Raw genomic sequence first — 14,626 nt, 5'->3', positions numbered from 1 at the left:
CGACCCGCTACGACAAGACCGCCGAGTCCTACCAGGCAGCTGTCACGCTCGCCTCGCTCCTGATGTGGGCGTGACATTTGAAGACAACTCCTAGCGGCTCAATTCGCGCAGCAGTTGGGCGGCGGCTTCCTTGCCGGAGGAGAATGCGGCCTCGTGTGAGCCGATCTGGTCGTGGTACTGCTGCTTGGAGTGGAAGTACGAGCCGCACAGCTTGACCCGGGGGCCGTCGTTGACGGCGTAGACGGTCGCCTGCGCGTCGCGCATCGCCATGTCGATGACCGGGTGCTCGTAGTGGAAGGTCCGGATGACCGACTCCTCGCGGATCGGCAGCGGGTAGTCGAGGGTGACGAAGTAGTCGGTCGTCGACTCGAAGTCGTGCAGCTTGTTCATGTAGTAGACGACGTACGTGCGCGGCTCCCCGTCCAGCGTCACCTTGCCGTAGTTCCACGCCTCCCACCGCTTCTCCTCCACCGGCAGCACCGAGGCGTCGGTGTGCAGAACGACCGTGGAGGCGTTGTAGCGCAGGTCCGCGAGCAGCTTCTGCTGGGCCGGGGTGGGGTTCTCCAGCAGCGTGCGGGCAGTGTCGGCATGGGTGGCGACGATCGCGTGGTCGAAGCGCTCCTCGCCGGACCCGGTGCGCACGACGACCCCGTCCTCGAGCTGCCGGATCCCGGTGACCGGCTCGGACAGCCGCACCTTCGGGTCGATCGCGGCGAGCACCTTGCGCACATAGGAGACCGAACCCCCGGTCACCGTCCGCCAGTCGACGCGGCGGCCGCCCAGGCCGCCCTCGTCGTGGGCCATGAAGAAGGCGATCACCGTGGTGGCGGGCATCTCCCAGATCAGCTCGGCCGGCACCGACCACACCGCGCTGCACAGCAGGATGAAGTAGCCGTGGCGGAACTCCTGGCTGTAGCCGTTGCGGTCGAGGTACTCGCCCATCGGCATGTTCGTGCGCTTGCGGAAGAAGTCCCGGCGGCCCTCCTCGTGGAAGCGGCGGGCCTCGCGCCAGATGGTCAGGAAGTACTCGGGGTAGCGCGCGACCACCTCCTCCTCCGGCAGGTCCAGCTCGGCGCTGCCGTACTGGAAGGCGGAGTCGAGGTCGAAGAAGTTGAAGCCGGTGGGCAACGGCTGGGTGGTTACGCCCAGTTCGCCGAAGAAGCCCGTCAGGTTGGGGTAGCCGGGCCGGTTGTGGACGACGAACGCGGTGTCCAGACCCAGGAGTTGGCCCGCGTCCTCCACCTCCACGGTGCTGGCGTGACCGCCGTAGCGGTCCTCGCGCTCGAACAGGGTGATCTCGGCGTGCTCGCGCAGGACATACGCTGCGGACAGGCCGGCGACTCCACCGCCGACGACGGCGATGCTGGGCTTGGTGGGGGACATCGAAGCTCCTTACGGGGGTCAGCCGGACAGCGTGACGGTGCTCAGACCGCCGGGGCGGGACTCTTCGGTGGCGACGGCCACCACGTGGTGCGGGGTCGGACGCACAAGGTCGAAATGCCAGCGCCCGACGGGTAGTTCGGGGTCGTGGAGACGAATGCGGGGGCCGGACAGGCCGGTGAACGCGAACGAGGACAGGGGGCGGCGCAGCCCGGTGCCGAGCGCCTTGAGATAGGCCTCCTTCAGCACCCAGTGCGCGGCGACCCGCGTCGCCCGGGCCTCGGGGTCCGCCACCGCCGCCAGGTCGGCCTGCTCCCGCTCGGTGAAGTGCTGCGGCAGGTGTGCCACGGCGTCGGCGTCGGCGGGCGAGGCCTCGGCGTCCACACCGCAGGCCCGGCCGTCCTCGGTGACCACGCAGGCGATCAGGCCGTCGGTGTGGGAGAGGTTGAAGCGCAGGCCCGAGCCGGCCGGCAGGTCCAGCTCCGGCCTGCCGTCCTCAGCGGTGCGAAACCGCCAGGCGCCGACCGGGTGTCCCGACCGGGCGCTGAGCGCGTGCCGCGCCAGCAGTCGCGCGGCGACCCGGCGCACTCGACCGCGCGGGACACGCGTGCGCTCGCAGCGCGCCCGCTCGCCGCCGCTGAGCAGGGCCGTGCCGCCGAGACGGGCCACGAACGCCGCCGCGGCCGGCTCCGGCAGCAACCAGAGATGACGGTCCGTCATCTCAGCTGTGGGCCAGCGGGAACTGCCAGTACGAGAACAGCCGGTGCTCCCGGTACTGGTGGCGCAGCACCCGCATCACCTCGTCGATGTCGGCCTGGTCGGTGATCGACTCGTGCGGGCGCAGGTGCCGGCGCAGCCGCTCCAACTGGAGCAGCAGCACGGCAGCGTTGGGCAGCGGGTCCTCCAGCACCTCGTGCGAGTGGACGTAGGTGAGCACGCAGGCCGCGGTGGTGTGCAGCAGGCAGTACTGCTTGGCCAGGTCGAAGAGCTCGGCGCTCTGGCCCAAGGCGCGGCCGAGCCGCGCCTGGAGCGCGGTATGCCGCTCGGCCAACTCCTCGGCGTGACCCAGCAGTTCCTGCGCGGCGTCGGCGGCGCGCAGCAGCCTGCCGCGCTCCTCCTCCTTGGCGTCCAGGGCCAGCTCCCGCAACCGGGCGAGCCCGTCGGGGGCGGCCAGCAGCGCGTCGTCCGCGCCCCGGCTGAACAGCTCCTGCTTCCACGGCTCGTACACCGGCAGCGGCCGGTGCATGCCGAACAGGGTGGCGGCCCGCTCGGCGGCCCGCGCCCTGGTCGCCTCGTCGGCGCCGGTCGCGCCGTCCAGCAGCCCGCCCAGCTGCTGGCCGAGGTTGCGCAGGTTCACCACCGTGTTGCCGTCGGCGAAGTTGGCGACCAGCAGATCGCGCAGCTTCTTCTGGAAGATGCCGTAGCGCGGATGGCCGCGCAGGAAGAAACGGGCCCCGAGCACCACGCTGAGCTGGGACACCGTGCGTTCCAGCAGGGTCGGCAGGAAGTACTTGGCGACGGACGTCCACACGCTGGTCTGCTCCGGGGCCGCCTGGAGGCTGCGGACCGCCCCGAGGCTCACCGCGTCGCAGATCATCAGGTCCGCGAAGGCCTCGGTGAGCTGGCGGCGGCTGTAGGGGATGTCGCTCACCGCCTGACCGAAGATCATCCGCTGCTCGGTGAAGTCCAGCGTGAGGCGCAGCGCCGTGTCGGCCGCCGACATCGCCAGGCCGTTGATGACCGCGCGGGCGGCCTGGGTGGCCTTCAGGGCGATCTCCAGGCCCTGGCCTTCCGCACCGATCAGGTTCTCCGCCGGCACGAAGGCGTCCTCGGCGCGCAGCCCGCTGATGTCCATCCCGCGCAGCCCGTGCAGCCGCTCCCGGGGCAGCTCCCGGATGGTGTCGGCGGGGGTGCGCGCCTTGTCCAGGACGAGGATGGAGAAGGCCCCCGGTCCGGGCCGTTCGCCGGTGCGCACGAACAGCGTCATCCGGTCGGCCATGGTGGCGGTGCCGATCAGCCACTTCTCGCCGCTGACGAGATAGCCGCCGTCCACCTTGCGCGCCGTCATGTCGCTGGCCAGGAGATCGCTGCCGTGGGCGCGTTCGGACAGCCCCCAGGACATGCTGTGGCCGTCCTTCATGTCCGCGATCAGCCGGCGCTTCTGCTCGTCGGTGCCGCCGATCCACACCGGCATGAACGCGAGATTGTTGATCACCATGGCGGTGGCGGTGGAGGAACAGCGGCGGGCGACGATCCGCGCCAGGTTGAACCCGGTCTCCACGTTCCCCGCCCTGCCGCCCTGGGCGCCCGGCAGCGAGTACTCCGGCACGCCCCACCGGCGCACCATGCCGACCAGCGCGAACGGATACTCCTCGCGCTCGTCGTAGGCCATCACCCGGTCGAACGGCATCCGGCTGGCCGGATCGTGCGGATCACCGAGAAAGCTTTCCAACTGCGCTGCGAGCGCCGTCAGTTCGTTCTTTGGCATGGGGGCTCCTGTCAGGAGGTCTCGTGCCGCCGGGCGGCCAGGGCGACGGGCAGGGCGGTGAACATCCGGTTGCGCTCGCGCAGCGCCAGCACCGCGTCCAGCGCGGGCAGCAGCGCGGGGCCGCGCCGGCGCGGGTCGGCGCCCTCGGCGCGGGCCAGGAGATAACCGAGGGCCGCGCCCAGCCAGCCGGCAGAGCCCGGTGCGGCGCCGTAGAGCGAGCGGTCCCGGTTCGCCCACCACAGACGTAGGCAGGCGGCGGCGCCGTGCAGCCAGGCGTACCGCTCGGCGAGGTCCACCAGGTCGTTCGGATCGGCGCCGCGGGCGGTGGCCCGCTCGGTCTGCACGCCGAGCGCGGCCACCTGCCCGGCCAGCTCGGCGACCAGAGCGGCGGCGGGACCGTCGTCCTCGCGCAGCGCCTCGCCGACGGCCTCGGCCAGCTCCCCGAGACCGCCCAGCACCGGGTCGGCGCCCCGGGTGACGAGATCGAAGAGGGCCGGCCGGTACGGCGGGAGCGGGGCGCCCGGTGTGAAGACGCTCTCCAGCACGTCCGGCTTCACCTCCGCGCCGCCGGCCGCCAGGGTGCGGATCTGCCCGGCGTAGGACCGCAGGTTGGCCAGCGGGCTGGCGTCGATGACCCGCACCACCTGGGCGTCGCGGTGCAGCTTCTGGAACAGCCCGGCGCCCGGCGCCCCGGCCCGCAGCACCGAACGCGTGGCGAGCACCGCCCCACAGCGCCGGACCAGTTCCTCGCTCGCCTCGGCCACCACGTGCTTGGCCGCCGGGCCCCACACGCTGAAGGCCTCCGGCAGCGCGTGCACCCCGCGGGCGGCGGCCAGCGCCACCGCGTCCACGGCGATCAGCGCGGCCGCGGCGACCGCCAGATCACGGCGCGCGTACGGCGTCTCGCACAGCAGGGCCCGCCCGAACGGGCGCTCGACGGCGAAGTCCAGGGTCAGCCGCACCGCGGAGTCCGCGATGCCCAGCGAGCCGGCCATGCTCATCAGCCGGACCGCCTGCTGCGCCTTGATGGCGACCTCCAGACCCTCGCCCGCCCGCCCGACCCGGGCGCCCTCGGGCACCGGCAGCCCGGTGAACCGCAGCTGCGCGAAGTCCATGCCGCGCATCCCGCCGGTGCGCGGCGAGGGCGTCCGGGTCAGGCCGCCGTTCTCCGCCGGCCCGTCGACGTCCAGCAGGAACGAGGAGAAGGCGCCTGGCCCGCGCTCCCCGGTCCGGGCCACCACGTAGACGGCGGCGCAGCGCTGCCCGTTGCCGACCATCCACTTCTCGCCGTGCAGCGTCCCGTCGTCGGCCAGCCGCACCTCGCCCGCCAGCAGATCGCTGCCGTGCTCCGCCTCGGACAGCGCGAACGCCACCGCCCCGCCGCCGCGCAGGATCTCCGCGACCCGCTCGCGCTGCTCCGGGCTGCCGTGGATCTGCAGACAGCTCGCGGCGATGATGCTGAACATGGTGCCGGGCATGACATTGACGTCCCGGCGGGCCGCGGCCCGCACCAGCGCGATGCTGCGGTCGAACGTCTCGAAGGAACCGCCCCACTCCTGGGGCAGATAGGCGAGATGGAAGCCCGTGCCCCGCAGCGCCGCGCACAGCTCCTCGGGAAACGCGTCGGCCTCGTCGCGGGCGACCGCCGCCGCGAACCCGTACGGATTGTCGTCGTCGTAGGGATCGCCCAGCGTCTCCTCCAGCGCCTCGGGCGTCAGCGCGCTCATCGGGCGCCTGCCGGGGTCTGGCCCGCCGGGGTCTCCAGCGGTACCGGCCGGTAGTCGGCGCAGGCCGACGGGATGCCCACCCCGGCGACGCGCAACTGGGCCAGCCGGGTGTGGAAGGCGGCGCCCCGCAACAGGTGATGCGCCACGTCGGCGGCCCTGCGGTTGGCGGGGTTCTTCAGATAGCTGCCGGTCACCCAGTCGTTGAAGCCGCCCATCGCCGGGCCGCACCAGATCTGGTAGTCCATGCTCCGTTCCTCGTCACCGGTGACCGCCCAGCGCGAGGCCATGCCCAGATACCAGCGGAAGACGAGCGCCATCCGACGCTTGGGGTTGCCGGCGGCGCGGGTGAGCTGTTCGGGGTCGCGGCGCTCGAAGTAGCCCACGCACTCCTGCCACACCTCCTCCAGCGGGCGCCGGAAGATCTGCTGCTCCAGCTTGGCCCGCTCGTCCGCCGGGATCGCCTCCAGGCTGTCGAAGGCCTGATAGAGCTGGTACAGGCGGCGGGCGCGCATCGGGAACAGCGTGCCCTTCTTCAGCACCTGGAGCTCCACGCCCATCTCGAACATGTCGGCGGCCGGCGCCATGTCGCAGTCGGCGATGCCCGCCTCGGCCAGCTTCGCCCGCGCGGCCGGGGACGCCCCGGACTCCAGACACGACTGGTTGACGGACCCGGTGACGACATAGGCGGCGCCCATCGCGAAGGCCGCGGCGAGCGCGCCGGGGGTGCCCAGTCCGCCGGCCGCGCCGACCCTGACCGGCACCGGGTAGCGGTGCTCGCGCTGGACCGTGTCCCGCAGCCTGAGCAGCGTGGGCAGCAGCACCGGCAGCGGCCGCCGGTCCGTGTGGCCGCCGGAGTCCGCTTCCACGGTGATGTCGTCGGCCAGCGGCACATGGTGGGCGAGCCCGGCCTGCTCCGCGGTGATCAGCCCTTCCGCCAGCAGGGCGCTGACGAGGGCCGCGGGCGCGGGACGCATGAAACGCTCCGCGGTCTCGGGCCGCGACACCTTGGCGATCAGCCGGTTCCCGGCGACCACCCGGCCGTCGGCGCCCCGGGTCAGCCCCGCCAGCCGGTAGCGCACCACATGCTGGGTGAGATCCAGGTAGGCGGACGCCTCGACACAGCGCACACCGTGCGCGAGGAACAGCTCCACCGCCTCCCTCTCGAGTCGCTGCTCGCTCGGCGAGTGGATCAGGTTGACGGCGTACGGCAGACCGGGGATCTCGGCGGCGAACCGGGTGAGCGCCTTCGCGATCGTCTCCGGCAGCAGCCCGGCCGCGCCGTAGGACGCCAGACATCCGGCCCGGGCCAGCGCGATCACGAGGTCCGCGGAGGCGATGCCGCCCGCCATGGCGCCGGCCATGTACGGCTGACTCACCCCGTGGGCGGCGCGGAACGCGGCGGAGCCCAGGCGGTGCGGGGGCAGCGGCTGGGCCGCGGCGAGCACCTCGGGTCCCGTTCCGCCGGCCGTCGCGGCGCCGCCGGACACCACGCCGGTTCCGCCCGGGGCGCGGACGACGAAGCAGGGGGCCTCCAGTTCGGCCAGAGCCTGGTAGACGCTCGCGGAGTCGGTGCTCGGGTACCCCTCCCCGGACCAGCGGAGCGGGGGCACGTGCATGGTCATGGAAACGCAGCTCCTTGTGCTGGACGGGCGTCCGGTCAGGCCTCGGCGGCGGAGTCGTCGGCGCAGGAGCGCACCTCGATCGCCACATCGGTGAGTTCGTAGATCCGCAGTCCGGGCTTCCACAGGTCGGCGTCGGCGATCAGCAGCACCCGGTCCGCCTCCCGGCGGACCTCCTTGACGTGCACGTCGAACCGGAGCTCCCGGTCGTCCCGCAGGATCTGACCCCGGTACTTCCACTTCATCTCCACGTCGGTCGCCATGGCGAAGCGCGGCCGCTCGACGCCCTCGGCGAGAGCGCGCTCCAGCACGAACAGCCGCATCGCCTGCAGGACGGCCTCGACGCCGAGCGAGCCGGGCATCACCGGGTCACGGTGGAAGTGGCAGTCGAAGTACCACTCGTCGGGGCGGATCTCCCGGTAGCCGGTCAGATAGCCGGCCCCGTGCCGGCCCCCGTCCTCGACCAGGTCGACCCGGTCCACGAGCTGGAAGTGGCCGCCGGGCAGCCGCAGCAGGCCGAGCGCGGGATCGGTGAACACCGGGGCGTCCGAGGGCAGTTCGATCCGGCGCACCGAGTCGTCGGTCAACCGGCCCTGCTCCCGCTCCTGTTCGAGCCACGGCGCGACGTACGTGCCGCTGTCCAGGCCCACCTGGTTGGCCAGGGCGTCGTCGCTGAAGTAGCCGAAGAGCGACTCGCCGGTGTAGAAGACCTCGCCGTCGGCGGACAGTTCGTAGGAGAAGTTCTGCAGGACGGCCCCGGAGACCGCGCTCGTCATCAGCAGCCGGGAGTGGTGGCGGATGGTCTTGCCCCGCAGGTCCACGTCCTTGACGAGGGTGGCGCGGCCGTCGAGGTTGCGGATGGCGTACTCCTCCTGCGGCTGCTTGAGGGTGGCCCCGAGGTAGTAGCCGAGGAAGATGGCCGCCTGGAGCGACGACTCCATGTACACGCAGTTGGGCATGTGCGGGTGGGAGTTGTGGCGGTAGTACCAGGCGTCGGCCGGCGAGTCGTACTCGGTCACCATCTCCGCTCCGGGGCGCAGATCGCCACGCGTGCCGGTGAGGGACATGACGCGGTCGACGAACTGGAAGTCCCCGTTGGGGATGTAGGGCGCCCGGCGCGTGCGGTAGACCTCGAACTCGGGGCCCATCGCCATGTCCAGCTGTCCCTTGGCCGCGTGCGCCAGATGCAGCTCGTTGATCATCGCCGGCTCGCCGTCGCGGTTGCGGCGGCCGAGGAACCGCGGCACCCCGCCGGTCTCCGGGCGGTACGGCGTGCCCTCCTTCTCCTGGATCTTCAGTCCCAGGTTCTTCATCCGGACGACCGGCTTGTCGCCCAGGTAGATGAGGACGTCGGCGACCACGGTGGGCCGGGGCAGCAGGGTCAGCTCCATGACCTCGATCTCGTAGCGGATCTCCCGGTCGCGCGGGGTGATCTGACCGCGCACCTGGACGTCGATCCGCCGGTCGGTCACGGTCTGGAACCGGGCGTCGGGCAGGGTGAGGTGCATGCCCTGGTGCAGCAGGTAGATCTGGAGCAGCTGGACCGCTCCCTCGGCGACCAGGGACCCGGCGAGGACCGGGTCGTCGGGGAAGTGGCAGGTGAAGTACCAGGCGTCCGGCTGCAGTTGCTTGGTCGCGCTGATCTTTCCGATGCCGCGCGGTCCGCCGGTGCGGTCGACGGTGACCTCGTCGATCATGCGCAGCATCTCGTGCGGGAGGCGCAGTGACGGGTTGACGCCCGGGTCCTGGGCGTGGTGCGGACCGAAGACGTCGCCGGGGCGGCCCTGCGCGAGCAGTTCCAGGTCGGCCCGGGTGAGGTGGTCGCGGTCGGTGTAGGCGAGCGGCTTGAACGACGTCGGTGTGAGCGCGGCGCGTTCGGCCTTCTCCTTCGCCGTCATCACGACGCCCAGCGGCGTGGCCAGCTCCGCCTCGCTGAAGAAGCCGGCGCAGGCGTCCTTGAGTTCGAGGATCAGCTCGCCGTCGGCGTAGCAGAGGTAACTGAAGAAGAAGAGCGTGGTGTCGCCGTTGTGGACGAAGCGGTCGATGGAGATGTCGTAGCGGAGGGTCTGTCCGGTGCGGGGCAGGTCGCCGTGGAAGATCAGGGAGCTGTCGAGCAGTCGGTAGACGCGGTCGCCGCGGTTCTTGAAGTCGATGCCGAGGTAGCTGACCAGGAGCAGGTCGCACTGTCCGGCCTCGACGGTCACCGCGGGCGGGACGCCGCCGTCCACCGCGTACCAGGCGTCCTTCGGCACGTCGTACTCGGTGGTGATCGTCGCGGGCTCGAAGACACCGGTCTCGCCCTTGAGCGCCGTGACCCGGGTGACGAAGTGGTACGGGGGCGCAGGGAGACGGACGCGTTTGCCGTAGCCGTCGATGGGCGCGAACTCCTCGCCGAAGACCTTGGCGATGGAGCCGGTCGCGAACTCCAGGAGGTCGGCCTCGTTCCAGATCTCGTCGCCGGTCCTGACCGCGGACGCGGGGGGCTGGGGTGCCGGCGCGAGGGCCCTGGGCGCGGCGGCGGGCATGGGCGGAAGGGCGGCCGGGGCGGGCCGGGCGGCGTCCGGACGTCGTACGGGCGAGGCGGTCGGGGCCGCTTGGGCCGTCGGGGCCGGTCCCGCGTCGAGCAGGGCCTCGGCGCGGCTGAGGGTGGCCTGCTGGAGGACACGTTGGGTCTCCATGACCACCGAGTGGGTGGTGACGATCTGCTCGCGCAGCTCACGGATGACGTCCGCGGTCGTCGTCGTGCCGGGGGCCGCGGCCGGCTGAGGCCGGGGCGCCGGGCGGGACGGGGCCGAGGGGCGGTCGGCCGGCGTGGCGGGCTCCTGCGGCGCCCAGGGCAGGAACGCGATCGGGTCACCGTCGAAGGTGAGGGTCTCGGGGTCGGCGAGCGTCGGGTCAGCGGGCATGGGCGCTGGCTCCTCCAACGAAACAGGAACAGGAACAGGAACAGGGGAGACGGGCGGTAGGGGAGGTCCGGCCGGGGCTTCGGGCAGGACGGGCAGGGACGAGGCGGCTGCCGTCGTGGACGCGGCGGATGCAGCTGATGCGGCGGACCGTGCGGCGGGGACCGGTGCGGCGGACCGCGCGGCGAGCGAGGTGAGTTCCCCGGCCCCCCGGGCGACCCGCGCCGGGATCGGCTCGCCCCCGCCCACCCGGACCTGCCGGCGGGCCGGCGCCGCGGCCGGCTCCGGGCCGAGCAGCGCGGCCAGGTCGACGGGCAGACCGTGACCGACCAGCCGGGCCGCCAGCTGGGCCGCCGACCTGGCGGCGGAGCTGCCCCGCCGGTCCACGGGCACGGCCACGTGCGCCGCGTCGCCCAGCGTGTCCCGCACCCAGCGTGAGCAGGTCGCGCTGGGACCGACCTCGATGAAGTAGCGGTAACCGGCGTCGTAGGCGGTGCGCACCAGACGGGGGAAGTCGATGGTGGACCGCAGGGTGTGCGCGATCCGCCGGGAGATCCGCTCGCGGTCCAGCCCGGGCAGCGCCAGGTAGTCGTAGGCGCTGAACAGCTCCAGATCGCCCAGGGAGCCGGTCGGGTAGTCGTTCAGGCCGGCCAGACCGTCGAGTTCGGCGTCCACGACGGGGGCGTGCATCACGGCGTTGACGGGGGAGCGGGCCGCCGGGCAGCCCACGTCCTTGATGAGGGCGCGGCATTGGGCGGGATCGCCCGCGATCACCAGTTCGCCGGGCGTGTTGACATGCGTGAGGAACACCCGGTCGTACCGGGTGAGCGCCTCGCGCACCGTCTCCGCGTCGGTCAGCAGCACATGGCTGCCCCACACCTCCTGGTCCGGGGTGTCCTCCGGCAGTCCCCACAGCTCACGGACCGTGCGGCGCGCTCCGCACAGGCGGTCGCGGAAGATCGGCGTGTCGCTGATCAGGTCGTCGCGGCGACCCTCCGACAGCCAGCCGCCAGTGGCGAACAGCATGCTGGACTCGCCCAGGCTGTAGCCGAACCCGCCCTGGACGGGGACGCCGAGGACCTCACGGACGAGCTCGGTGTAGAGGATGGCGAAGCTGGTGCCGGTGGCGAGCATGAACGGGATGTCGTCGCCGAGCGCCGACTCGTGCTCCATCAGTTCGCGCCGTCCGGAAGCGGTCTGCGTCCGCGGGTACAGCAGACGCTCGCGCAGCAGCCGGGCCGGTTCGTCGGTGCGGGCCTCGAACCGGTCCAGCAGCCCGGGGAAGGCGCGGAAGAAGTCCCGCCCGAGGCCCGGGTAGGAGTTGAAGGCGCCCGGATAGACCAGCGCCACCTTTCCCTGCGGGCCGATCGGGCGACCCGTGGAGAACGATCCGGCCGGCGTGGCCCACTCCTCGCCGCGCGCGAGCGCGGCGGGCAGACCGCGGGCCGCCAGCTCCACCTGGTGGGCGAGCTCCGTCCCGTCTGCGCCGACGAGCACGGCGCGCAGCGCCCCGCCCGGCAGCGCGGCGGCGGCCGTCCGGGCCAGCGCACCGGGGTCGGCGCCCTCGGCCAGCAGTTTCCGGTGCCGCTCGACCGAGTCCAGCAGCCCGTCCACCGTGCCGGCGGACAACGGCAGCAGAACCGGACCGCCGGCCCGCCGCCAGTCCGCCGTCACCGTGCGGCCCCTGGTGGCGTCGGCGGACAGCACCAGATGACCGTGGGCGCCGTCGGCGCCGATGACGTCGACCGCCGCGTACCGGCGGTCCGCGCCGCGCGCCCGCAGCCACGGCCGGGAGTACTCCGGCACATAGAGCGCCGACGCGGCGAAGGAGTCGGTGAGCTCCGCCGCGGGGCGGCTCCAGCCGGGGACGCCGGGCAGATAGCCGTGGTGCAGGCAGAGCACCGTGCGGATCAGACCGGCCATGGCGGCCGCGCAGCCGGTGTCGCCGAGCTGCGCTTTGGCGCTCCCCAGGGCCGTACTGCCGGCACCGGCCGGGTAGACGCGGGCCAGGGCGTCGAGTTCGGCCCGGTCCTGGTCGGCGGATCCGCCCGCGTGGGCCTCCAGGTAGCCGATGTCGGCCGCGGTCACTCCGGCCTCCGCGAGGGCGGCCTCGGCGGCCTCGGCCATCGGCCCTACGGCGGCCTCCGGCACGGCGCCGTCGACGGGCACGGCGTGGCGCAGGGCCAGGCCGTCGAGCCGGGCGTAGACCCGGCCGTCGGCGCCGGGGCGGGTGACCACCACGGCGCCCGCGCCGTCGCCGATCCGCCGCCCCGGGCCGCCCTCGCCGAAGGACAGCCCGGCCTCGGCGACCGCCCCGGGACGCAGCAGGGACTGCTCGGCGGAGCCCGCCAGGTCGACCGCGCCGACCAGGACGGCCTCGATGCCGGGGTCGAGCAGCAGCAGCCGGGCGATCTCCAGCGCCTCGACCGTGCCCGCGGCATGCGCGGAGACGGTGAAGGACGGGCCGGTCAGATTCCACAGCGAGGAGATCTTGCTGGCCATCACGTTGCCGATGAAGCTGAGCACCTCGTTGGTGCTCACGGTGTCGGCCACCGCCTCCCGGGACAGCGCGGCCAGCGCCGCCCGCTGCTCCTCGGTCAGGTCGAGGCCGGCCCGCTCGAACTCACGGCGCAGGAAGTCGCCCAGGCCGTAGCGGGCGATCCTGGCGTGGGTGTAGGGCTCGATCTCCATGTTCACCACGACGGCGATCCGCCGCGGCGGCGGCGCCGACTGCCCCTCGGCGGGCGCCCGGCTGAACCCCGCGTCGCGCAGCGCCTCGTCGGCCACCTTCACCACGAGGGCCTGCTGGAGGTTGTACATCCGCAGGTCGGCCGGGGGGATCCGGAGGTCCAGCGGGTCGATGCCGACGCCGTCCACGAAGCCGCCGACCGGCAGCGGGTCCGGTCCCGTACCCGCCCGGTCCAGGGATCCGCCGGGGGTCTGCTCCAGGCCGCGCCAGCGCCGCTCGGGCAGGTCGCGGAAGGCGTCGGCGCCGTCGTGGACGGAACTCTCGAAGGCCGCCAGCGACTCGAAGGAGCCGAAGTGGGCGCCGAGCCCGACGATGTCGAGGTCGGGGGCGGTCACCGGCGGACCGTCCGTCGCCTCCGGCGGTTCGGCGGGCGCGGAGAGCACGGCGTGCGCGTTGGCGCCGCCGAAGCCGAAGGCGGACACCCCGGCCCGGCGCGGCCCGACCCCCTGCGGCCACTCCTGCCCGGTCCGCACCAGGACGTCGGCCCCGACCCGGCCGTCCTTGGAGCTGACCGGCCGCTCGACGCCGATGGTGGGCGGGATGTGGCCCTCGCCCATGGCGAGCACGACCTTGAGCAGGCCCGCGAGCCCTGCGGCGGTGAGCAGATGCCCGATGTTGCCCTTGACCGAGCCGATCAGGGGCACCCGCCCCCGGCCGCCGAAGAAGGCGCTCACGGACTCGGCCTCGGTGCTGTCGCCGATCGGGGTTCCGGTGGCGTGGCACTCCACGTAGTCGATCTCGGCCGGGTCGAACCCGGCCTCCGCGTAGGCGAGTTCGTAGGCCTGGAGCTGGCCGGCCGCCTGCGGGACGAGCAGATGACGTCCGCTGCCGTCGTTGGACAGGCCGACGCCGTCCACCACGGCGTGGATCCGGTCGCCGTCGCGCACCGCGTCCGCCAGCCGCTTCACCGCGAGCATGCCGGCGCCCTGACTGGTGACGATGCCGCCGGAACGGGTGTCGAAGGGCTGACTGAACCCGTCCTCCGGGTAGGCGTGCAGGTCCGAGAAGGACACGTGCAGCAGGCGCGGGTCGGGGGCGCAGACACCGCCCGCGAGCACCAGGTCGACGCGCCCGGTGTCCAGGTGATGGCAGGCCAGCTTCAGCGCGTACAGGGCGGAGGCACAGGCGGCGTCGAGGGCGTACCGGGGGCCGCCGAGACCGAGTGCGGCGGCCGCCACCCCGGCGGGAGAGCCGCTGACGCGGGCGTTCTCCGGAAGCAGGGCACTGCGGTCGACGAGCGCCTCGGGGCCCGCCAGCCCGTCGAGCGCGGGCAGCCCCGTCTGGCGCAGACCCGCCAGCACCGCTTCCTGGAACAGCGGCACGCTCCCCTCGGCCGAGACGGGGGTGGGCAGGGAGTAGTTGCCGAGGATCAGGCCGGTCCTGGCCAGCACCTCGGGCCGGTCGTCGTGACCGGAGTCGCGCAGCGCCTCCCGGGCCACATGGAGCGACCAGTGGAAGAGCCGGTCGAGCCGGGCCAGCCGGTCGGGGGCGATGAGATAGCCGGCCGGATCGAAGGCGAAGTCGTCGATGAAGCCGCCCTGGTGGCAGTAGATGGGGTGGTCCGGGTCGGCGTCGCGGGCGTTCGGCGCCGCGCCGAAGATCTCCTCGCCTCCTTCCCGGCGGCTGTCCACCCCGGCACGGAGGTTCCGCCAGAATCCCGCGGGCGAGGCGGCGCCCGGGAACAGGCAGGAGAGGCCGACGATGGCGTAGGTGTTCATGAGAGCTGGGATCCCTTCTGAGGGGCCGCCGGTCCGGACGGC

The 14,626-nt window shown here is 73.0% G+C and carries 6 protein-coding genes; all 6 read right to left on the bottom strand.

Annotation, left to right across the window (positions count from 1 at the left end; all coding sequences use genetic code 11):
• Positions 1-90 precede the first annotated feature (90 nt).
• From ACIBAF_RS40280 to ACIBAF_RS40255, 6 genes are read right to left on the bottom strand one after another with little or no spacing between them, the layout of a single operon-like run.
• On the bottom strand, positions 91-1,383 hold the full coding sequence (locus tag ACIBAF_RS40280) for an NAD(P)/FAD-dependent oxidoreductase (protein WP_399470194.1): 1,293 nt from the start codon (positions 1,381-1,383) through the stop codon (positions 91-93).
• 18 nt (positions 1,384-1,401) lie between these two features.
• Positions 1,402-2,100 carry a 4'-phosphopantetheinyl transferase family protein gene (locus ACIBAF_RS40275; protein WP_399470192.1) on the bottom strand — a complete coding sequence of 233 codons (699 nt, stop codon included), beginning with the start codon at positions 2,098-2,100 and terminating at the stop codon, positions 1,402-1,404.
• A 1-nt stretch (position 2,101) separates the two neighbouring features.
• Positions 2,102-3,868, bottom strand: coding sequence for an acyl-CoA dehydrogenase family protein (locus tag ACIBAF_RS40270; protein WP_399470190.1), 1,767 nt, complete (start codon positions 3,866-3,868; stop codon positions 2,102-2,104).
• Between the two features lie 11 nt (positions 3,869-3,879).
• The gene (locus tag ACIBAF_RS40265) at positions 3,880-5,595 is read right to left on the bottom strand and encodes an acyl-CoA dehydrogenase family protein (protein WP_399470188.1); all 1,716 of its coding nucleotides are present in this window, start codon (positions 5,593-5,595) and stop codon (positions 3,880-3,882) included.
• The gene (locus ACIBAF_RS40260; protein ID WP_399470186.1) at positions 5,592-7,217 is read right to left on the bottom strand and encodes a PfaD family polyunsaturated fatty acid/polyketide biosynthesis protein; all 1,626 of its coding nucleotides are present in this window, start codon (positions 7,215-7,217) and stop codon (positions 5,592-5,594) included. The genes ACIBAF_RS40265 and ACIBAF_RS40260 overlap by 4 nt, the downstream gene beginning before the upstream one ends.
• 35 nt (positions 7,218-7,252) lie before the next feature.
• On the bottom strand, positions 7,253-14,584 hold the full coding sequence (locus ACIBAF_RS40255; protein ID WP_399470184.1) for a beta-ketoacyl synthase N-terminal-like domain-containing protein: 7,332 nt from the start codon (positions 14,582-14,584) through the stop codon (positions 7,253-7,255).
• Positions 14,585-14,626: the final 42 nt, after the last annotated feature.

The sequence above is a fragment of the Streptomyces sp. NPDC051677 genome, assembly GCF_044453465.1.
Taxonomy (GTDB): domain Bacteria; phylum Actinomycetota; class Actinomycetes; order Streptomycetales; family Streptomycetaceae; genus Streptomyces.
Note: the sequence above shows the minus strand (reverse complement) of the source record. Positions and strands in the feature narration are given on the sequence as shown.